This window comes from Ruegeria sp. CJ6 (assembly GCF_056536665.1).
Genome location: NZ_JBQFQB010000001.1, coordinates 129,882 through 149,396, shown reverse-complemented (window position 1 = coordinate 149,396; position 19,515 = coordinate 129,882). Strand labels below are relative to the sequence as shown.

General features: G+C 57.5%; 20 protein-coding genes. 8 read left to right on the top strand and 12 right to left on the bottom strand.

The genetic code is table 11. The features are described 5' to 3' along the window. The first annotated feature begins 91 nt into the window (after nucleotides 1–91). Together ACR0BT_RS00785 and ACR0BT_RS00780 are read left to right on the top strand one after the other, a co-directional pair. Nucleotides 92–595: an Lrp/AsnC family transcriptional regulator gene (locus tag ACR0BT_RS00785; RefSeq protein WP_370644441.1), complete on the top strand. Its 504-nt coding sequence runs from the start codon at nucleotides 92–94 to the stop codon at nucleotides 593–595. 20 nt (nucleotides 596–615) lie between these two features. Continuing rightward, nucleotides 616–2,499 carry a monovalent cation:proton antiporter-2 (CPA2) family protein gene (locus ACR0BT_RS00780; RefSeq protein WP_170393396.1) on the top strand — a complete coding sequence of 628 codons (1,884 nt, stop codon included), beginning with the start codon at nucleotides 616–618 and terminating at the stop codon, nucleotides 2,497–2,499. Here ACR0BT_RS00780 and cobT read toward each other — a convergent pair. Next, the gene (gene cobT, locus ACR0BT_RS00775; RefSeq protein ID WP_480762318.1) at nucleotides 2,496–3,506 is read right to left on the bottom strand and encodes a nicotinate-nucleotide--dimethylbenzimidazole phosphoribosyltransferase; all 1,011 of its coding nucleotides are present in this window, start codon (nucleotides 3,504–3,506) and stop codon (nucleotides 2,496–2,498) included. The two genes, ACR0BT_RS00780 and cobT, sit on opposite strands and share 4 nt — an antisense overlap. A 79-nt stretch (nucleotides 3,507–3,585) precedes the next feature. Here cobT and cobS point away from each other — a divergent pair, with 79 nt between their 5' ends. Continuing rightward, nucleotides 3,586–4,350 (top strand): adenosylcobinamide-GDP ribazoletransferase, encoded by a 765-nt coding sequence (gene cobS, locus ACR0BT_RS00770; RefSeq protein ID WP_480762317.1) that lies wholly within the window; start codon nucleotides 3,586–3,588, stop codon nucleotides 4,348–4,350. On the opposite strand, the gene ACR0BT_RS00765 is transcribed toward cobS, so the two are convergent. The 6 genes from ACR0BT_RS00765 to ACR0BT_RS00740 all read right to left on the bottom strand — a co-directional run bounded on the left by ACR0BT_RS00765 (nucleotide 4,347) and on the right by ACR0BT_RS00740 (nucleotide 10,251). Next, a complete protein-coding gene (locus ACR0BT_RS00765; protein ID WP_170406404.1) occupies nucleotides 4,347–5,108 on the bottom strand; it encodes an ion channel in 762 nt (253 codons plus the stop codon). The two genes, cobS and ACR0BT_RS00765, sit on opposite strands and share 4 nt — an antisense overlap. 124 nt (nucleotides 5,109–5,232) lie before the next feature. Then, nucleotides 5,233–5,742, bottom strand: coding sequence for a CarD family transcriptional regulator (locus ACR0BT_RS00760; RefSeq protein ID WP_010439402.1), 510 nt, complete (start codon nucleotides 5,740–5,742; stop codon nucleotides 5,233–5,235). Between the two features lie 284 nt (nucleotides 5,743–6,026). After that, nucleotides 6,027–6,365 carry a ferredoxin FdxA gene (fdxA, locus tag ACR0BT_RS00755; RefSeq protein ID WP_010439399.1) on the bottom strand — a complete coding sequence of 113 codons (339 nt, stop codon included), beginning with the start codon at nucleotides 6,363–6,365 and terminating at the stop codon, nucleotides 6,027–6,029. A gap of 65 nt (nucleotides 6,366–6,430) precedes the next feature. After that, on the bottom strand, nucleotides 6,431–6,796 hold the full coding sequence (locus ACR0BT_RS00750; protein WP_170393403.1) for an RNA-binding S4 domain-containing protein: 366 nt from the start codon (nucleotides 6,794–6,796) through the stop codon (nucleotides 6,431–6,433). Between the two features lie 6 nt (nucleotides 6,797–6,802). Next, nucleotides 6,803–9,619 (bottom strand): helicase-related protein, encoded by a 2,817-nt coding sequence (locus tag ACR0BT_RS00745; protein WP_480762316.1) that lies wholly within the window; start codon nucleotides 9,617–9,619, stop codon nucleotides 6,803–6,805. A gap of 23 nt (nucleotides 9,620–9,642) precedes the next feature. After that, nucleotides 9,643–10,251: a tetratricopeptide repeat protein gene (locus tag ACR0BT_RS00740; protein ID WP_170405089.1), complete on the bottom strand. Its 609-nt coding sequence runs from the start codon at nucleotides 10,249–10,251 to the stop codon at nucleotides 9,643–9,645. A gap of 30 nt (nucleotides 10,252–10,281) precedes the next feature. Here ACR0BT_RS00740 and ACR0BT_RS00735 point away from each other — a divergent pair, with 30 nt between their 5' ends. The 3 genes from ACR0BT_RS00735 to ACR0BT_RS00725 all read left to right on the top strand — a co-directional run bounded on the left by ACR0BT_RS00735 (nucleotide 10,282) and on the right by ACR0BT_RS00725 (nucleotide 13,443). Beyond that, entirely contained in the window at nucleotides 10,282–10,572 is a 291-nt protein-coding gene (locus ACR0BT_RS00735; protein WP_170393409.1) for an SCP2 sterol-binding domain-containing protein, read from the top strand. Then, nucleotides 10,572–11,543 (top strand): alpha/beta fold hydrolase, encoded by a 972-nt coding sequence (locus tag ACR0BT_RS00730; protein ID WP_480762314.1) that lies wholly within the window; start codon nucleotides 10,572–10,574, stop codon nucleotides 11,541–11,543. Before ACR0BT_RS00735 ends, ACR0BT_RS00730 begins: the two co-directional genes overlap by 1 nt. A 79-nt stretch (nucleotides 11,544–11,622) precedes the next feature. Beyond that, nucleotides 11,623–13,443 carry a M3 family oligoendopeptidase gene (locus tag ACR0BT_RS00725; protein WP_480762312.1) on the top strand — a complete coding sequence of 607 codons (1,821 nt, stop codon included), beginning with the start codon at nucleotides 11,623–11,625 and terminating at the stop codon, nucleotides 13,441–13,443. Nucleotides 13,444–13,470: 27 nt separating this feature from the next. On the opposite strand, the gene ACR0BT_RS00720 is transcribed toward ACR0BT_RS00725, so the two are convergent. From ACR0BT_RS00720 to ACR0BT_RS00710, 3 genes are read right to left on the bottom strand one after another with little or no spacing between them, the layout of a single operon-like run. Next, nucleotides 13,471–14,364, bottom strand: a complete 894-nt coding sequence (locus ACR0BT_RS00720) for a DMT family transporter (RefSeq protein WP_170393415.1) — start codon at nucleotides 14,362–14,364, stop codon at nucleotides 13,471–13,473. Between the two features lie 15 nt (nucleotides 14,365–14,379). Then, a complete protein-coding gene (locus ACR0BT_RS00715; RefSeq protein WP_010439380.1) occupies nucleotides 14,380–14,649 on the bottom strand; it encodes a DksA/TraR family C4-type zinc finger protein in 270 nt (89 codons plus the stop codon). A 56-nt stretch (nucleotides 14,650–14,705) separates the two neighbouring features. Beyond that, complete coding sequence (locus tag ACR0BT_RS00710; RefSeq protein ID WP_480762311.1) at nucleotides 14,706–15,680, bottom strand: Gfo/Idh/MocA family protein; 975 nt, start codon at nucleotides 15,678–15,680, stop codon at nucleotides 14,706–14,708. 338 nt (nucleotides 15,681–16,018) lie between these two features. On the opposite strand from ACR0BT_RS00710, the gene ACR0BT_RS00705 reads away from it, so the two are divergent. After that, entirely contained in the window at nucleotides 16,019–17,086 is a 1,068-nt protein-coding gene (locus ACR0BT_RS00705) for a fasciclin domain-containing protein (RefSeq protein ID WP_480762310.1), read from the top strand. Between the two features lie 47 nt (nucleotides 17,087–17,133). On the opposite strand, the gene rpoH is transcribed toward ACR0BT_RS00705, so the two are convergent. Continuing rightward, a complete protein-coding gene (rpoH, locus tag ACR0BT_RS00700) occupies nucleotides 17,134–18,030 on the bottom strand; it encodes an RNA polymerase sigma factor RpoH (protein WP_170393423.1) in 897 nt (298 codons plus the stop codon). A 147-nt stretch (nucleotides 18,031–18,177) separates the two neighbouring features. Beyond that, on the bottom strand, nucleotides 18,178–19,212 hold the full coding sequence (locus ACR0BT_RS00695; protein ID WP_480762309.1) for an RluA family pseudouridine synthase: 1,035 nt from the start codon (nucleotides 19,210–19,212) through the stop codon (nucleotides 18,178–18,180). On the opposite strand from ACR0BT_RS00695, the gene ACR0BT_RS00690 reads away from it, so the two are divergent. Next, entirely contained in the window at nucleotides 19,211–19,513 is a 303-nt protein-coding gene (locus ACR0BT_RS00690) for a DUF6476 family protein (protein WP_170563212.1), read from the top strand. The two genes, ACR0BT_RS00695 and ACR0BT_RS00690, sit on opposite strands and share 2 nt — an antisense overlap. Nucleotides 19,514–19,515 lie beyond the last annotated feature (2 nt).

Sequence of the window (19,515 nt, the reverse complement as noted above, 5' to 3'; positions counted from 1 at the left end):
TCCTCGGAAAACAGGAATTTCTTTGCTGATTCAAAAATACGCCTTAATGAGTGCTGTTTCTGCGCATTGTTTTCGTATAAACTAAGTTTAGATGCGTACTTTCCGCATATTGATTGCAAATCTTGAGGAAACGCCGCACGTGCTGGATCGGATTGATATCGGAATACTCGCAGCTTTGCAGCGCGACGCGCATCTGACGTCGCAGCAATTGGGTGATGTGCTGAATCTATCCGCCAGTCAGGCGGGCCGTCGCCGACAGCGCCTTGAGGCCGAGGGTTATATCACTGGGTACACCGCACGACTGGACCCGCTGAGGCTGGGGCTACAGGTTCAGGGGTTCATTCAGGTGCATCTGGGCACTCATGGCCCCGAACAATCCGCAGGCTTCGCCCGCATGGTCAACACCCGCCCCGAGATCACCAGCGCCTGGACGATGACAGGTGAGGCAGATTACCTGCTTCATGTCTATTGTGACGACTTATCCGCACTCAATACCTTGCTTCACGAAGTGATCCTGCCGCATCCTGCAGTTGCACGGGTGCAAAGCCAGATCGTAATGGACCAATTGAAACGCGACGCGCCGCTCCCGACCTGAGCGGATTTAAGAGGACAATAATGAACGAGTTCCTTTATCAGGCATCGATCTATCTGGCAGCTGCGGTGATCGCGGTGCCGCTTTCCGCCCGTCTGGGTCTGGGATCGGTGCTGGGTTATCTGGCCGCAGGCATCGCGATTGGTCCCATTTTGGGCCTTGTCGGGGCCGAGACGGAAAGCCTGCAGCATGTGGCCGAATTCGGCGTCGTGATGATGCTGTTCCTGATCGGGCTCGAGCTTGAGCCCCGTGCCTTGTGGGATATGCGGGACAAATTGTTAGGCTTGGGCGGGCTGCAGGTCGGCCTGTCGACCGCCGCAATCGCAGCTGTGGCGTTCTATGCGGGTCATCAGTGGTCGGTGGCGCTGGCGGTTGGATTAACCTTGTCACTTTCTTCCACTGCAATCGTGCTGCAGACCCTGTCCGAAAAGGGCCTGATGCAAACCAACGGAGGTCGAGCGACCTTCTCGGTCCTGCTGACGCAGGACATTGCCGTAATCCCGATCCTAGCTTTCCTGCCGCTGCTTGCCCTGCCCGCAAGCATCCACATCGAAGATGACGGCTCCATCAGCCGTGGCGTAGGCATAGCCAAAGACGCGGATTATCACGCCAAACTCTCGCTGGTCGAAGGTCTGCCCGGCTGGGCCGTTACACTTGTCACCATTGGCGCCGTCGCGTTTGTCGTATTGGCCGGCATCTACCTGACCCGCCCACTGTTCCGTTTCATCCACGCCACCCACCTGCGCGAAATGTATACGGCACTGGCGCTAATGATCGTGGTCGGCATCTCGTTCCTGATGACCCTTGTGGGCCTGTCGCCCGCTCTTGGCGCGTTTCTGGCCGGAGTGGTTCTGGCCAGTTCGGAGTTCCGACACGAAATGGAAAGCGACCTTGAGCCGTTCAAGGGGCTGTTGCTGGGCCTGTTCTTCATCACCGTGGGCGCTGGGATCGATATCGGGTATTTCTTCGCCGACCCGTTTGACCTGATCGGTTTGGCCTTGCTGGTCATACTGGCCAAGGGGATCATCCTGTTCATCGTCGGGCGCGCCTTCAAGCTGCGCGGGCGCGATCACTGGCTGTTCACGCTGGGTTTGGCCCAGGCCGGCGAATTCGGCTTTGTCTTGTTGGCGTTTTCTACGCAGCAGAACGTGATTCCACCGGGTTTGTCGCAAAAACTGTTGATGATCATTGCGCTGACCATGTTGATCACTCCGCTTCTGTTTATCGTCTACGACGTACTTTCGCGCTTTCTCGGCGAGAGCAATCCGCAGGTTGAACCCGATCAGATCGACGAAAAAGGCCCTGTCATCATCGCCGGGATCGGTCGCTTTGGGCAGATCGTCAACCGGCTGGTACAGGCAAGTGGGTTTAAAACAGTTGTTCTGGACCACGATATCGAAACGATCCAGCTGATGCGACGGTTCGGTGTCAAAGGCTTCCTTGGCGACCCCACTCGCCCCGAATTGCTGCGTGCAGCTGGAATCGAAAAGGCAGCGGTCCTTGTCGCGGCCATGGATGACTACAAACAGGTCACCCGTCTCGTCGGATATGCCCGCCGCCAGCGGCCCGATCTGCACATCATCGCCCGCGCCCGCGACCGCAACCATGTCTATGAACTGTATCAGGCCGGGGCCAACGACATTGTCCGCGAGATGTTCGACGGATCGCTACGCGCGGGCCGCTATGTTTTGGAGAATATCGGCCTCAGTGAATACGAGGCCGCACAGGCCGAGCAGACCTTCTATCACCACGACCGGGGATCGGTGCGCGAGCTTGCAGAACTGTGGATCCCCGGCATGCCGACAGCCGAAAACAAGAAATACATCGAGCGTGCGCGGCAACTGGAAAAAGATCTGGAAACCGCGCTGCTGGAACTGGCCGAGGAACACGCCAAGAAGTCGGCTTAACCGTCCGACACACCCGCTTCAGCGAATGTCGCCATGCCGGAATGGCAAGCAACCGCGCTTTTCAGAATGTTGATCGCCAACGCCCCGCCCGAGCCCTCGCCCAAGCGCAAACCTAGGCTCAGCAACGGCTCTTTGTCCAGCTTGTCCAGCATCGCGGCATGTGCGCCCTCGGCGCTTTGGTGGCCCGCGATGGTGTGATCAAGCGCTGTTTCCGAAATCTGCGCCAGACAGGCTGCGGCTGCGGTACAGATGAATCCATCCAGAATGACCGGTATCCGCAATACGCGCGCGGCGGCTATCGCGCCAGCCATAGCCGCAATCTCGCGTCCGCCGAGGCACCTTAGAATATGCAGCCCATCGCCCTGACCATGCAGAGCGACGCCTTCCGCAACAACCCGGGTTTTGTTCGCCAGTCCGGCATCATCCACACCGGTCCCGCGCCCGGTCCAGTCGGCGGCATCCCCGCCAAATAGCGCGCAAGCGATGGCGGCAGCCGGCGTGGTATTTCCGATCCCCATCTCTCCAACAACCAGCAGATCGGCCTGCGGATCAACCGCCTGCCATCCTGTGCGCAGTGCGCTTAGAAATTCCTCTTCGCTCATCGCGGGGGCTTGGGTAAAATCTGCGGTCGGACGGTCCAGCTCCAGCGCGTGCACGTCCATCTTCGCGCCCGCAGCCTTTGCCAACTGGTTGATCGCCGCGCCGCCATGTTCGAAATTCATGACCATCTGCACCGTCACTTCGGGCGGGAACGCCGAGACACCTTGAGCAGTTACGCCATGGTTGCCCGCAAACACGATGACCTGCGGCGCATCGATCTGAGGCCGCGCATCCCCGCGCCAACCTGCATACCAGATCGCCAGATCCTCAAGCCGCGCCAACGCGCCGGGCGGTTTGGTTAGTTGACCGTTGCGCTCTTCCGCGCCCTGCTTGGCAGCGGTATCCGGACCGGGTGCGGCGGTCAGCGCATTGCGAAAACTGTTCAGGTCATTGAGTTCGGGCAGCATGGAAAGCCTCGTTGCATCAGAGTGGTTGTGTGTGTTTAACCAATGCTGGCAAAGCAACAAGACCCGGAAAGGCCTGGGAGTGACCAAAAACGACACAACCCCGTTTTCCCTGTGGGATATCCCGCTGGCTCTGGTCCTTTTGACGCGCCTGCCCCTGCCGCGCCTGCCCGATCAAGCGTTCACCCGCCAGTCGAGTGCGGCTTGGGCCTATCCCCTTGCCGGGCTTGTTGTGGGGGCGCTGGCTTGCGGCGTCGCCTGGATTGCAATCTGGGCGCAGCTGCCAACCCTTGCCACCGCCGCCCTGCTGGTCGCCACGTTGATCATCGCAACCGGAGCGATGCACGAAGACGGGCTAGCCGATACGGCCGACGGGCTTTGGGGCGGCTTCACAACCGAACGTCGACTGGAGATCATGAAGGACAGCCATATCGGCACTTACGGCGTGCTGGCCTTGCTGCTGGCCCAACTGCTCCGAATTGCGGCTGTCATGGCGCTGATCGGTGCAGGTCTGTTGACGGGCATTTTGGCCGCCTGCCTGTTCTCACGCGCCATGATGCCCGTGCTGATGCGCGCGCTACCCAACGCTCGCAAATCGGGGCTGAGCCATTCGGTTGGTGCGCCCCCCTTGTCTGCGGTGCTGGCCGGTATCGTGTTGGCTATCGTCCTGTCGCTATTGCTGCTGGGTGGATCAGCCATCACGCCGATGCTCTGCGCCCTGCTTGCAGCGGCTTTTGTCGCTCGCATCGCCAAGACCAAGATCGGTGGCCAAACCGGTGATATTCTGGGGGCCACGCAGCAGGTCTCGGAAATCACCTTCCTCCTGGCGCTGACAGCCTCAATCTAAGACGCCCCACCGGTTTCAATGCGCAGCGTCGCGCCACAGTGTTTGCAATGCACAGCATCCGGATCGTGCCGGAACAGGCCGCAGCTTGGGCATTTGTAGCGCACTTTCTGCGGCATGAAGATCGCCTGCGCCAGACGGACAAACAACGCCACGCCAACAACCATGATGAAAACGGAAAACAGCTTTCCCGCTGGTGTGCCCAGCGTGATATCTCCGAACCCCGTTGTCGTCAGGGTCGCCATAGTGAAATAAAGTGCGTCGATATAGGGGGTCTGCGCATCTTCGGGGACGAAAAAGACCAGTACTGCAGTCGAGGTTGCAAAAACAAAGACCATCAGATTGATCGCCGCAATCACCGCGTCCTCGTGGGTTCGGAAGAAAGGACTATCTCGGCGCAAATCCCGCAGCAGATGATAGGAATGGATCAGCCGCAACGCGCGCAATATCCGAAGAAACGCGAGATTGCCGGTCAGGAACGGGTCAAGCAGCAGCGACACGATCACAACGATGTCTGCCATCGTGTAAATCTGGCGCAGCAGTTTCCAGCGGTCTTTGGAAATCCACATCCGCGCGCAGAAATCCATTAGGATGATCAGCCCGACACCCAAACTTGCCGCCGTCAGCCCAGGCCCATGCGGGATATTCGCCGTGGAGACAAAAAAGATGATCGAGGCGATATCGAACAGGATCAGCCCATAGCGAAACCAGACCGAGACCGGCTCGTGGCTGATGTAGAGAAACTTGACAGTTTGCTTCATCATGTCCCCGTATCTTCCTGCAGTTACAGAAAAATACCCGACACACACCACAAGACCAAGCGCCTAGTCACGAAAAAGGGCCGCCCCGGATATCGGGACGACCCTTAAATTGGCTTGAACGCGATCAGGCTGCGCGTGAGGTCAGAACCTCATCGACCTGTTTGGCAGCCGAAATCTCATCGGCGCCAGAAACTGCGGCCACTTCGCGTGTCAGACGTTCCAGCGCGGCTTCGTACAGCTGACGTTCGGAATAACTCTGCTCGCGCTGGTCGTCGGTGCGGTGCAGGTCGCGGACCACTTCGGCGATCGAGATCAGGTCACCCGAGTTGATCTTTTGCTCGTATTCCTGCGCCCGGCGCGACCACATGGCACGCTTGACCTTGGCTTTGCCCTTCAGCGTCTTCATTGCCTGGCTGATCACATCCGGTGAGCTGAGCGACCGAAGCCCCGATTCAGTGACCTTGTTAGTCGGCACGCGCAGGGTCATTTTGTCTTTTTCAAAAGAAATCACGAACAGCTCAAGCGAGAAGCCCGCAACTTCCTGCTCTTCGATTGACACGATCTGACCTACGCCATGAGCCGGGTAGACGACATAATCGTTCGGGCGGAACTCAAGCTTTTTCGATTTCGACATTCATATTCATCCTTCATTACTGATCGGGATATGAGACGACAAAAGCACCACAGCCGAGGCCCTGCATGGCCCCGTCAGGCGGCTTATTTGTCATAAATTCAGAACTCCAAAGCGAGCATACTTACGGAGCACATCCCAATCACAGTCATCATTCAGTCCCTAGTATATCACAAATTTGCGACACTCAAAAGACCGCGCCGAGGTAAATGGGAAATTCCCTTTCTACCTCAACTAATTAATGCACAGATTGATGCCAAATGAACGGTAACCGGCTGCCGAATCGGTCAACCGCCCTCGCCTGGGGCTTCCGAGAAATATTTCTCCATCTTGCCTTCTTCGCCGTCGCGTTCCTCGGCCTCGGGTAAGGGGTCTTTTTTGGTCACGATCACCGGCCACATTTCCGAGTATTTCCGGTTGAACTCGACCCACTGCTCCATCCCCGGCTCGGTATCGGGGCGGATGGCGTCGGCGGGGCATTCGGGTTCGCAGACACCGCAGTCAATGCATTCGTCGGGGTGAATGACCAATGTGTTTTCACCTTCGTAGAAACAATCCACCGGACAAACCTCGACACAGTCGGTGTATTTGCAGCCAATGCAGTTTTCGGTGACAACGTAGGTCATGTTGGATTTCCCGTTTGCGCTTTGGCGACTAGCTAATCCAGTCTGACCGCCGCTTCAAGGTCAGATCACCCCTTTGGGATGCGAGAAAGATCAAGCGCGCGTCTTTCTTTCTTGGTTGGACGACCTTTTCCCTCAAACGCAGGATTCTTGGGCGATACGTCCTGCTTTTCGGTCATATCGAAGTACAAAGCTTGCGCCTCGGGGGCCGGGCCGCGACGCACGCCAAGCGCTTCGATACGTACAACCCGAACAATACGCCCCTGCGGAAAGGTCAGGACATCTCCGGGTGCCACGGCTTGCGCCGGTTTCAGCACCCGATTTCCGTTCAGACGCACATGGCCGCCGCTGACCTGTTTGGCGGCCAGGCTACGGGTCTTGAAGAACCGCGCCTGCCACAACCATTTGTCGATCCGCAGCTTGGCCTCGGCCATCGCGGATCAGTTGCCGTCCTTCAGACCCATCAACGCTGCCGCAAACGGGTTATCGGGATCGATTGCCTTTTCCTTTTTGGGTGGCCGTGACGAGAAGGTCTTGGCGCCCTGAGGCTTGCCCCCCTTCTTGCCATGCGGCTTGCCCTGAGGTTTACCACGCGGCTTGCCCTTGCCCTGCCCCTGCTCGCGACGCGGACCACGGTTTTGCTGACGTTGGCGCCCCCAAGTGAAGGTGTAGAACACCTCAATTTCGGGCTCATCCGATTTGGACTCTGCTGATTTCTCAGTGGCCGTAACCTCTGCTGCCGCCTCGGTGCTTTCGGAGGCTTCGGCTGACGCCTCGGCGGTTATACCGACGTCATCCGCTTCGGCATTTGCGGTCGGTGTCTCATCGACGACAGGTTGTTCCTCGGCTTCCGCCACAGGCTGCTCCGTGGGGACCGGCTTGGCCTTCTCACGTTCGCCGCGTTCGGCCTTGTAACCCAGTCCCTGCATCAGGTCTGCAAACTGTTCCAAGGTCATGCCGGTAATCGACAACATGTCGGGTTTGGCTTCGAACCCACCGCGGCTATCCTCGGACCGCAGCATGTCGGCCAGCCGTTCCAGCATATCGATCCGGATTGAGCGTTCGCCCGCATCGCGGTAGCCGCACATGGTGTCATAGCCCTGCGGCGCATCCTTGGCGACCGGAACGGTAACCAGACCCGGAGGTGGTGCTTCGGGGAACTCCTGCAAGCCGCCGGACAATGCCCATAGTACCAGACGCAGGCGCGTTGGCGCGGGTTTCAGCAGCAGCGGCATGAAGATGGTGAATTGACCGAACCGGATGCCATGTTTGCGCAGCGCACCACGGGCGTCCTGATCCAGATCCTTGACCTCTTGCGCAACCTGCACACGGGGCAGCACGCCCAACGACTCGACCATACGGAAGGCAAAGCCCTTCGCCAGGCCCGTCAATTCTTCATCCCGCGACAGGTTCAGCAGCGGCTCGAACAGGGCTGCCACTTTGCGGTCGATGAAATGCTGCAGGCGGCGCTGAACCTTCTGTTCCACGTCCGGCCCGGCGGCCTCATCGACAAAAACCTCGACCACAGGCTTGAGAGGCTCGGCACCGGCAACAAGTTTGCCCACGGCATACTCGCCCCACATCAGGCCACCCTGATCGGTGAAATCAATTTCGGTATCGGGCGCATTGTAGAAGCGATCGGCACGCAGATGGAATTGCGGCGCGAGTGCTTGCAGAGAGGCTGACTTCAAGGCTTTCGCTTCAGTCCCCTGCGCGCTTTTGTCCGGGGTAAACCGGAACCCTTCCAGACGACCGACGAATTCACCTTCGACGGTCACTTCACCCTTGTCATTTACTTCGGCCAAAAGGGCCTCCTTCTGTTTGAGCCGGCGCAGCAACACTGACGTGCGCCGGTCCACAAATCGCTGAGTCAAACGGTCGTGAAGAGCGTCCGACAGCCTGTCTTCTACAGTGCGCGTTTCCTCGCGCCAATGGGATTCGTCACGCACCCAACCGTTTCGTTGCGCAACATATGTCCAAGTGCGAATATATGCCAACCTTTTGGACAATGCATCAATGTCGCCATGGGTTTGGTCGATACGGCGGATTTGCCGCGCCATGAAATCATCGGGGATACTTCCGCGCTCATGCAGATGGCCATAGATCACCTCAAGCAGGCTGGCATGTTCGGCATGGCTGATGCCACGAAAATCGGGGATTCTGCACACATCCCATAGCAAACGGATCGACGGTCCATCGCTGGCACGGGCAACAACTTCGGTGACTTGGGACAGAGATTTCAGGACGTTCAGATCGTCAGCTGGCCGCGCTTTGATCAGGTGCTCATTGTCTGGGCTGACCTCAAGCGAGTCGATTAGTGCGTCGATTGAGCCGAACCGCAAAGCGGCATTCCGCCAATTCAACTTTTTCATAGGCGTGAACCGGCTGTCCATAATGGCTTGGGCTACGCCCTCATCCAGCGGCGGAGCCTCGCCCGTCACACCAAACGTGCCATCCGACATTCCGCGCCCGGCCCGTCCTGCGATCTGGGCCAACTCGTTGGGGGCCAGAGGCCGCATTCGGCGGCCATCAAACTTGGTCAGAGATGAGAACGCCACATGGTTCACATCCAGGTTCAACCCCATACCGATGGCATCCGTAGCCACCAGATAATCAACCTCACCGTTTTGATAGAGGTCAACCTGCGCATTCCGCGTGCGAGGGCTGAGCGCCCCCATGACGACCGCCGCCCCGCCCTTTTGGCGACGAAGCAGCTCGGCGATGGCATAGACATTGTCGACCGAGAATCCGACGATCGCACTGCGCGTAGGCATTCGGCTGATCTTTTTCGAACCGGAATAGACCAGCTGAGACATCCGTTCACGCCGGATGAACTGCGCTTCGGGCACAAGGGCCGCGATGGGGCCGCGCATGGTGTCAGAGCCGAGAAACAGCGTTTCATTGGTGCCGCGCGACCGCAACAGGCGGTCAGTAAAGACATGGCCGCGCTCGGGATCCGCGCAAAGCTGAATTTCGTCAATCGCCACAAAATCAGTGCCCATGCCTTCTGGCATCGCCTCAACTGTACAGACCCAGTATTGGGTGCGCGGCGGTACGATCCGTTCCTCGCCTGTCACCAGCGCCACAACAGACGGACCGCGAATAGCGACAATCTTGTCATAGACTTCGCGCGCGAGCAGCCGCAGCGGCAGACCGATGACACCGGTCCGGTACCCCAGCATACGTTCAATCGCGTAGTGAGTTTTACCTGTGTTCGTCGGGCCAAGTACGGCCACTACCCGGGATGACCCGCTCACCTTTGCCCCCTGCGCCCTGAGACTTACAGCGCCTTGCCTTCAACCTGAGGCTTCAGCCGATTCACGGCATTGGTTACTTCTTCATGATGGGGATGTATAGCCAGCGCACGTGAATAAGCCTCAAGTGCTTGTTCTGGCTTGCCCACGATCTCAAAGATGAGGCCAAGGCCGTAGATAGCGTCGTAGTTGTTCGGATTCAGCGTCAATGCCTGTTCAAGATCCGCCGCAGCCATGCCAAACCTGTCAATGCCGAAGAAAACCGAAGCGCGCACATGCCAACCCTCGGCAAATTCGGGTGCGTGATCGGTAAGCGCCGTCAAATGATCAAGCGCTGCCTCGACATCCCCGTCATCCAGCGCTTCGCGTCCGCGTTCCAACAGCAAATCCGCTGAAGCCGAACCTGATTGTGACCACAGCGCCTGCAACTGCCGATCCAATCCGATGGCCTGTTCGGGCGTCGATTGCGCCAGTTGCTGCAACAATGATGCCTCGTCCCGCGAATCCGCCTGCTGCGCGATGCAACTGGTGGAAAACGTGACTATGACGGCAAGTGCCGCGACGGTACGTTTGAGATTGGTGATTGCAATACCCATAACAATGGTCAGTGTAGCGTAGCGACCGGGGATGTCCATTCACGGCGCATGAACAATATGAGGAAGACCATGAGCGATATTCTGGAAAAAGCCGCGGCGGCATTGAATGAGAAACTGTCGGGCGGCGATTTCGATGCGTCAGCCAAATTTGCCATTGCCGATCTGGGTTCTATCATTCTGGATGCAAGCGGTGCGCGGGTAAGCGACGAAGATGCTGATGTGACCCTCAGCGCCGATGCGGACACCTTTGAACAGATCCTCAGCGGTGACCTGAACCCAACCGGTGCGTTCATGTCCGGCAAGCTGAGCGTTGACGGAGACATGGGTATTGCCATGAAACTCGCCTCGGTGCTGGCCTGATGGAGTTTTCGCCGGCCCCCTTATTCGAAGACGTGGCCGGCGGCCCTGCCGATGGTGCGGCGCATTGGCTGATCACCGAAGATGGCAAACGTATCCGCGTGGCACATTGGCTGCCCGACGGCGATGCGCACGGCACGGTGATGCTTTTCCCCGGTCGCACGGAATACATCGAAAAATATGGTGATACCGCCAAGGAATTTGTGAACCGGGGCTTTGCAAGTCTCGCGGTCGATTGGCGCGGGCAAGGGCTTGCAGATCGCCTGCTGGATGATCCGCGGATCGGTCATGTCGAACAATTCACCGATTACCAGCACGACGTTCGCTCAATACTGAAACTGGCCGAACAACTGGAGTTGCCCAAGCCCTGGTACGTCATAGGCCATTCCATGGGCGGAGCTATCGGGCTTCGCGCCGTTTTGGAGGGGGCTGATTTTGCGGCCTGCGCCTTTACGGGCCCGATGTGGGGGATTTTCTTTACACCAATCATGAAGCCACTCAGCCAGCTAACTGCCTATTGGGGGCCACGCTTGGGCTTGGGCGAGAAAACCCCGCCCACCACCACGCTAGAGAGCTATGTGGCCTCACAGCCCTTCGAAGGAAACGTGCTGACACGCGATCCGGCGATGTACCGAATGATGCAGGATCAGTTGGCCACACACCCTGAACTTGCTTTGGGCGCACCGTCTACCATCTGGCTGCGCGAGGCGCTGGATGAATGCACCTGGCTGGTGGAACAGGCCGCGCCCGAGATCCCTGCCCTGACCTTCTTGGGTAGCCATGAACAGATCGTGGACCGCAAGGCCATTCGGGCACGTATGGCCAACTGGCCTAGCGGTACTCTGGTCGAGATTCCCAACGGCGAACACGAAGTTCTGATGGAGGCACCCGAGGTGCGCGGGCCGGTCTTTGATCAACTTGCTGCACATTTCGCGGCAGCCGCGGCGAAACCAAAACCCGAGCCCTGTCATTAAGGTTTGACCAGACAGCTTGCTTGTGATCCGGACACGCCGCGCCTAAATGTTTGCCAACGCAGTTTATTCGAGGTGTTCCATGCGCGACCTTCCCTTTCCCGTCCGTGATGCAAATGCAGGCGGCGGTGCCGATGATCTGGGCAATTTGCCGGAATGGGATCTGACGGACCTCTATGCCTCGGAAGATGCACCCGAACTGGCCCGCGATCTGGACTGGCTGGAAGGCGAATGTGCGTCCTTTGCCACAGATTATGAGGGTAAGCTGGCCGAATTGGACGCAGCTGGCCTATTGACCTGCGTGCTGCGCAACGAAAAGATCAACGCCATCGCCGGACGGATCATGTCCTTTGCCGGATTGCGCTATTACCAACTGACCACCGACGCGGATCGCGCCAAGTTCCTGTCGGACATGCAGGAGAAGATCACCGTCTTCACCACGCCTCTGGTGTTTTTCACGCTGGAACTAAATCGCATCGACGATGACGCGCTGGCTGCGCATTTTGCCGCCAATTCTGATCTGGCGCGATACGAGCCCGTGTTCCGTCGCATCCGCGCAATGAAACCGTATCAGCTATCCGACGAGCTTGAGAAATTTCTGCACGACCTCGGCGTTGTCGGTGACGCGTGGGAACGCCTGTTCGACGAAACAATCGCGGGCCTGACCTTCACCGTCGATGGTGAAGAGTTGAATATCGAAGGTACGCTGAACCTTTTAACCGAGCAGGATCGTGCCAAACGTGAAGCTGCCGCGCGCGAACTGGCCAGCGTTTTCCAAAGTAATATCAAAACCTTCGCGCGCGTTCATAACACGCAGGCCAAAGAAAAAGAGATCGTTGATCGCTGGCGCAAAATGCCAACTGCTCAGACTGGTCGCCACCTGTCGAACGATGTCGAGCCCGAAGTGGTCGAAGCCTTGCGCGAGGCTGTTGTGGCCGCCTACCCCAAGCTGAGCCATCGTTACTACGAACTGAAACGCAAATGGCTTGGTCTGGACGTGATGCAAGTGTGGGACCGTAATGCTCCGTTGCCGATGGAGGACACCCGCATCGTCGATTGGTCCGAGGCCGAGAAGACGGTGATGGACGCCTACAACGCCTTCGATCAGCGCATGGGTGAAATTGCAGCCCCATTCTTCTCGAAAGGTTGGATCGATGCGGCAGTGAAGCCCGGCAAAGCACCCGGCGCCTTCGCCCACCCCACAGTCACCGAAGTTCATCCTTACGTGATGCTCAACTATCTGGGCAAACCACGCGACGTAATGACCCTGGCGCATGAGCTGGGCCACGGCGTGCATCAGGTTCTGGCCGCAGATCAGGGCGAGATGCTATCGTCCACACCGCTTACGCTTGCCGAAACCGCCAGCGTGTTCGGCGAAATGCTGACCTTCCGCAAAATGCTGGATCAGGCCGAGACAGCGGAGCAGCGCAAGGTGCTTCTGGCCGGTAAGGTCGAGGACATGATCAACACAGTCGTCCGCCAGATCGCCTTCTACGACTTCGAATGCAAACTGCACGCCGCCCGTCGTGAGGGCGAGCTGACACCAGACGACATCAACGCCCTTTGGATGAGCGTTCAGGCTGAAAGCCTTGGCCCCGCATTCGAATTCATGGAGGGATACGAGACCTTCTGGGCCTATATCCCGCACTTCGTCCACTCGCCGTTCTACGTCTATGCCTATGCGTTTGGCGACGGCTTGGTGAACGCGCTCTATTCGGTTTACGAAAGCGGTGCGGACGGGTTCGAGGACAAGTATTTCGAAATGCTGCGTGCCGGTGGCTCCAAGCACCATAAAGAGCTTCTGGCCCCGTTCGGACTGGACGCCAGCGACCCTGAGTTCTGGGACAAAGGCCTGTCGATGATCTCGGGCTTTATTGACGAACTGGAAGCGATGGAAAGCTAAAGTTGAAAGGCAGCCTGTATGGCTGCCTCATTTCTCTTTGGCTGATTTCATCGTCGTCACGAAAATGGCCGTGACAATCAATACCGCGCCAACAATCGAAAGCGGTGTGATCGTTGCGCCCAGAAACAGTGCCGAGTTGACAAAGGTAAACACAACCGAGGCGGCGAATAGCAACGTCGCCGTCAATGTCGACACGCGGGCGGCGGCCTCGTACCAAAGATAATAGGCAAGCGCGGTGGGTAAAACGCCCAGAAGGATCAAGAAGATCACGTCGTTTGCGGTCGGCATCTGAATAGAAAAAGCCGCCAGTGGCACCAGCAAAACGCCCGAACACAAAAAGATGCCAAACAGGAAGTTCAACCTTTCGGCAGTGGTCTCAGATGACTGCATCGCGCGGCTGCTGGAAATCAGGAACACCGCCCAGCTAAGTCCCGCCCCGATTTCCATCAGATCGCCCAGCAGGGGTTCTCCCCCGCCTTGAAAATCCCGATAGACGGTCAGAAACACACCGAGGATCGCCAGCAGGGTCGCCAATACATCAGTCCGGCCAACGGTGGTATCCGCGAAGAAATACAGGAATATCAACACGAAGAACGGCGCGGTATTCTCAAGCACCATCGCATTCGCGGCACCTGTATGTTCCAGCCCGATATGGAACAGGATATAGTTCACCACCGTCGACAACACTGCCAGCCGGAAGTTCCAATCCCTGTACTGGATTGAAACCCGTGCGCCCATCACCCGCAACATGCAGTAAATCGCAAAAGCAGCAATGAACAGGCGCGACACGGCAATCTGTAACCCGCCGAGATCACTAGTCAAATATCGCACGATAACGCTGTGCGTGCCCCATAGAAACGCGGCTAGGAACCCAAGAACCAACCCGTTTTGCAGTACTGATCTCTGCGGCTGATCCTTCACCGGGTGCTCCTCGCGTTATTTCAACTGACTGTCTTTCGAACCCCGCCGATTGATCCCGCCGCGGGTCTTGAAGCTGCTGTCACGCTCTTGCTGGCAATCCAGGCACAGCTTTACGCCGGGCAGAGCAAGGCGGCGTTTTTCGGGGATCGGTTCTTCGCATTCAGCACAATGGGTCAGGCTTTCGCCCACAGGTCGCTTTTGCGCCTGCATCCGCGCCAGTTCATCTGAAATCGACGCTTCGATCTGTTCACTCACCGCGCCATCGCGCGCCCAGCCGCCCGCCATTTAGCCCTCCTGATCCGGTCGGGACAGGATACGCGAGACACCACAGGCGTGGCAAGCTAGAGCGAAACGGCGGCGTCAAAGACCTGATCGATAACCTCTTGTGTGCCCCTCACGAATTCCAACGAACAGGGATATTCAACCCCTTCGCGAACCGATCGGCAGAACGCTTCGACCTGCAATTGATAGTGGTTGTCCGCAGGAAACCGGGGCACCAGAACCTCAAGGCCCGGTCGGTGCAGTTCAACCCGCGCCTCGCCGAACACACGGGCATTGAACGGAGCAGTCAGACGGATCATGCCACCTTCTCCGTGAAACACCATTTCCTGATGTGGATGCATGCGTGTTGAGACGTAGGCGGAATAGGTAAATTCGGGAAACTGCGCGCGTATTTCGGTGAAGACATCCACGTCATTTTCCCACCGGATCGCACCGCTGACCAAGACCGGCTCTTGCCCAGTCGCAAACCGAGCGCTGCCGATAACATACACCCCGATGTCACGCAGCCCGCCCCCACCGGTTTCCGCACGGTTGCGGATGTTGCCCGTGTCCGCCCGGTTGTCATAGCTGAACGCCCCGGTGACATGGACCAGCCGGCCGATCGCTCCGTCCGCGATCAGTTTACGGGTCAGATGCCACTGAGGGTGATGCACGATCATATATGCTTCGGCAGCCAGCAAACCCGTCTGGTCCCTCTTTGCGATCAGCGCGTCAAATTCATCAGCCCGCATGGTCATCGGCTTTTCGCACAGCACATGCTTGCCCGCATCCAGCGCCTTCAGGCTCCATTCGACGTGAAGATGGTTGGGCAGCGGGATGTACACCGCCTCAATCTCAGGATCGGCTAGCAATGCCTCATAGCTGTTGTAGACATTCAAATCAGGGCAATATCTGGCAAAGGGCTCGGCCTTGGCCGGATCCGAGGTCGCCAACCCCGCCAGCCGCGCGCCCTCTGCCGCATGGATGGCGGGCGCCATGTGTTGTCGTGCGAATCTGGCTGCACCCAGAACACCCCAATTGACCGGTTTATGCATGCGCCCCCCCAAAAATTGATGTAACCCGCTCACGGCGAGCTCAATGTAATTCAGTTCCTGATCTGTCTATCAACCACCTGCCAATAAGTCAGTCCTTTCTCTATCTATTTGAAAATCATACGCCTCGGTAAATTTTTTGATGAGATTAAAAAACCCCGATAACCTTATACTTTATATCGATAATCTAAAATCGATCGGCGTCAAACCTGCCCTCGCAAATCAGTTTTGTTGATCCAGTCTAATACTGCCGCCGTAGCTTAAACATCGACTGAATCATGCTCGGATGGTGCTCTGGCAACATCCGGAGCAACGGCAAACAGGGTGGGAGGCTTACTGAAATGCCAGCAACACATACGATTACAGGAACAGTGCTAAAAAGCGGTGTTCCCGGAACGTTTGACAGCGACAATCAGGATTTCGACATTCTCCGCGAAGCGGTTATTGCAGCCGGGCTGGCGGAAACGCTGGACAATCCTGAGGCAGAACTGACCGTCTTTGCCCCAAATGACGCCGCCTTTATTACTCTGGCACAAACGCTTGGGTATAAAGGGGATGACGAGGCTGGAGCATTGGGCCACATCATCAAGGCGCTCACCCTGCTTGGCGGCGGAGACCCCATCCCTTTGCTAACCAACATTTTGAAGTATCACGTGGTCGATGGTGAGTTCGACAGCACCACAGTGGTCGGTCTAGGCGACGGGGCTGAAATCCAAACTCTGCTTGGGTCGTCAGTCGAACTGAACCTTGAAAGCGATCCCCCCAGTCTGGGCGATGCCGATCCGGGCATCGACGATCCCGGCTTGATCGCGTTCGACGTGGATGCGTCAAACGGTATCATTCACGTACTTGACGGCGTACTTCTACCCGTCTCGGTGTCGGGCATTCTGGGCAAAAAGAACACGGACTTTATCCTAGGTGACAGCAGCGATGAATTCATCTTTACCGGACGCGGCAAAGACTTTGTTCACGGTGATGGTGGCAATGACGTGATCAACACCGGCTCGGGCAATGATGTGGCGCTTGGCGGTGCCGGGAACGACATAATCTTCGGGGGGCGCGGAAAGGATATTCTGCGTGGCGATGAAGGCCATGACAAAATCTTCGGAGGCCGAGGGAAAGACATCATCGACGGCGGCGAAGGCAATGACAAACTCTTTGGTGGGCGCGGTAAGGACACGTTTGTGTTCGATGAAGGCGACGGTCACGACTGGATTGTCGATTTCCGCGTCGGCAAGGACAAGATCGACCTGTCCGAATACGATGGCATTACCAGCTTTGAGGACATCGAAGACGATATCGACGGTAAGTTCTTCGGGACCAAGATCGAATTGGACGACGGAGACAGCATCTATCTATCAGGCGTCTGGGCAAGCCACCTGTCCGAGTCCGATTTCATTTTCGCATAACAAAAAAAATCAGCCCGCTCATATGGCGGGCTGATATCTGTCTGGGGTCAGTTTGAACCCAGCATACCTTTTTCGCGCGCAAGCTCACGCATCTTCTTTTGAAGCTTCTCAAACGCGCGCACTTCGATCTGACGAATACGTTCACGGCTGACATTGTACTGCGTGCTCAGCTCTTCCAGCGTAACAGCCTGGTCCATCAGACGGCGCTGAGTCAGGATGTCTTTCTCGCGATCGTTCAGAACATCCAGCGCAGCAGCGAGCAATTCGCGCCGGGCTTCCAATTCATCGCGCGCCTCGTAGTCACCAGCCTGATCGGCATCTTCATCTTCCAGCCAATCCTGCCACTGCATGGTGCCTTCGCCTTCGGACCCCACGGTCGCGTTCAGCGACGCATCGCCACCGGACATCCGACGGTTCATGCTGATCACTTCTTCCTCGGTCACTCCGAGGTCTTCTGCAATCTTGGCCACGTTTTCAGGACGCAAATCACCCTCTTCCAGCGCGCCAATGCGTGCCTTTGCTTTACGCAGGTTGAAGAACAGCTTTTTCTGCGCCGATGTTGTACCCAGTTTCACCATCGACCACGACCGAAGGACGTATTCCTGGATCGAAGCGCGGATCCACCACATGGCATAGGTCGCCAGCCGGAAGCCTTTTTCGGGGTCAAATTTCTTGACCGCCTGCATCAAGCCCACATTGGCTTCGGAAATCACCTCTGCCTGCGGCAGGCCATAACCGCGATATCCCATGGCGATCTTGGCCGCCAAGCGCAGATGAGACGTGACCATTTTATGCGCGGCCTCGGTATCCTGTTCCTCGACCCAGCGCTTGGCCAGCATATATTCTTCCTCCGGCTCCAGCAGAGGAAACTTGCGAATCTCCTGCATATAGCGGTTCAGCCCACCCTCGGGTGTCGGCGCTGGAAGATTTGAGTAATTTGCCATTTATTTCTGCCCCTTGGACAAATGTTTAAGCCCTTAACATGGGATATGGGTACCAGACCCGATACATTCAAGAGGATCTGTTAACAGTCTGAGATTAACCCTATGTAAAGGAAAGCTGAAAAGGCCTTTTTCACAAGCCTTTGCAGTTTATTTCAGTGGTTTTCTGAGATTTTCCAGCAGGTCCGCCATATCCTGCGGCAGCGGGGCTTCAAAACGTAATGCCTGGCCCGAAACCGGGTGTTCGAAGCCTAACACTGCTGCGTGCAGAGCTTGGCGGGGGAAAGCCTGCACCGCCTCGGCGGTTTCGGGCGTGAATGCCCGCGCGGCCAGTTTGCGCTTTCCGCCGTAAACCGGGTCTCCGACAAGCCCGTGGCCGGCATGGGCCATATGGACACGGATTTGATGCGTTCGGCCCGTCTCAAGCCAGCATTCGATCAAGGACAGACCGCCGGGCGTTCCAAAAACTTCGACAATCCGCGCCCGTGTCACTGCGTGGCGGCCTCCGTGAAACAGCACGGCCTGCTTTTGCCGATCCGTCTTGTGCCGCGCCAGTTGAGTTGTTAGGCGCATGATGTTGCCGGGCTCAAAACTGACACCCTTGATCCCACGCAACCGAGGGTCATTGGCATCCGGCACACCATAGCAGATCGCGCGATAATAGCGCTCGACGCTATGCGCCTCGAACTGGGCAGCCAGCCCGTGATGCGCCGCATCCGATTTCGCCACAACCAGCAACCCGCTGGTTTCCTTGTCGATCCGGTGCACGATGCCCGGGCGCTTGACGCCCCCAACACCCGAGAGATCATCCCCGCAATGATGCAGCAGCGCATTGACTAGCGTACCGTTCGGCGAGCCCGGCGCCGGATGCACGACCATCCCTGCTGGTTTGTTGATCACGATCAGATCGTCGTCCTCATAGACGACTTCAAATGGGATATCCTCAGCGCCGATATGACTATCTTCGGCCTCGGCCACGGTGATCCCAATCTGCGCGCCTTCGGTTATCTTAGCTTTGGGGTCTTCAACGGCGACGCCATCAACGGTGACGGCACCCTCATTGATCAGTCGGGCCAGCCGGGTGCGCGACAGGTTCTCTTCCGCTGGCACATCCCGCGCAAGCGCCTTATCAAGGCGGGGCGGCGGAGCGGCCGCGATATGAAACTCTATCAGGCGGGTGCCCATGACTGTCCCTTCCGAACCTCAGGAACCGCAGGAAACACCGCAGCTTCGACTGCTGCGGCGTATGGTCATGCTATTGACCGCGGTAATGATTGGCGGGGTTCTAGTGACATTCGCCCTGATTGTCATCCGCCTATCGGACCGCACTCCGAAGCTGCCCGACCAGATCGAACTTCCGGACGGCGCAAAAGCGCAAGCGTTGACCATCGGCAACAACTGGTATGCGGTCGTGACCGAGGACAATCGGATTCTGATCTTCGACAAGACAACCGGAAAACTACGGCAAGAGGTCGCGCTGGATTAGCG

Coding starts and splice junctions, on each gene's coding strand:
- ACR0BT_RS00690 (WP_170563212.1), top strand. CDS start 19,211: ATGACTGTCCCTTCCGAACCTCAGGAACCGCAGGAAACACCGCAGCTT.
- cobT (WP_480762318.1), bottom strand. CDS start 3,506: ATGCTGCCCGAACTCAATGACCTGAACAGTTTTCGCAATGCGCTGACC.
- ACR0BT_RS00785 (WP_370644441.1), top strand. CDS start 92: ATGCGTACTTTCCGCATATTGATTGCAAATCTTGAGGAAACGCCGCAC.
- ACR0BT_RS00740 (WP_170405089.1), bottom strand. CDS start 10,251: ATGGACATCCCCGGTCGCTACGCTACACTGACCATTGTTATGGGTATT.
- ACR0BT_RS00730 (WP_480762314.1), top strand. CDS start 10,572: ATGGAGTTTTCGCCGGCCCCCTTATTCGAAGACGTGGCCGGCGGCCCT.
- ACR0BT_RS00780 (WP_170393396.1), top strand. CDS start 616: ATGAACGAGTTCCTTTATCAGGCATCGATCTATCTGGCAGCTGCGGTG.
- ACR0BT_RS00760 (WP_010439402.1), bottom strand. CDS start 5,742: ATGTCGAAATCGAAAAAGCTTGAGTTCCGCCCGAACGATTATGTCGTC.
- fdxA (WP_010439399.1), bottom strand. CDS start 6,365: ATGACCTACGTTGTCACCGAAAACTGCATTGGCTGCAAATACACCGAC.
- ACR0BT_RS00765 (WP_170406404.1), bottom strand. CDS start 5,108: ATGAAGCAAACTGTCAAGTTTCTCTACATCAGCCACGAGCCGGTCTCG.
- ACR0BT_RS00715 (WP_010439380.1), bottom strand. CDS start 14,649: ATGGCGGGCGGCTGGGCGCGCGATGGCGCGGTGAGTGAACAGATCGAA.
- rpoH (WP_170393423.1), bottom strand. CDS start 18,030: ATGGCAAATTACTCAAATCTTCCAGCGCCGACACCCGAGGGTGGGCTG.
- ACR0BT_RS00695 (WP_480762309.1), bottom strand. CDS start 19,212: ATGGGCACCCGCCTGATAGAGTTTCATATCGCGGCCGCTCCGCCGCCC.
- ACR0BT_RS00735 (WP_170393409.1), top strand. CDS start 10,282: ATGAGCGATATTCTGGAAAAAGCCGCGGCGGCATTGAATGAGAAACTG.
- ACR0BT_RS00750 (WP_170393403.1), bottom strand. CDS start 6,796: ATGGCCGAGGCCAAGCTGCGGATCGACAAATGGTTGTGGCAGGCGCGG.
- ACR0BT_RS00710 (WP_480762311.1), bottom strand. CDS start 15,680: ATGCATAAACCGGTCAATTGGGGTGTTCTGGGTGCAGCCAGATTCGCA.
- ACR0BT_RS00725 (WP_480762312.1), top strand. CDS start 11,623: ATGCGCGACCTTCCCTTTCCCGTCCGTGATGCAAATGCAGGCGGCGGT.
- ACR0BT_RS00705 (WP_480762310.1), top strand. CDS start 16,019: ATGCCAGCAACACATACGATTACAGGAACAGTGCTAAAAAGCGGTGTT.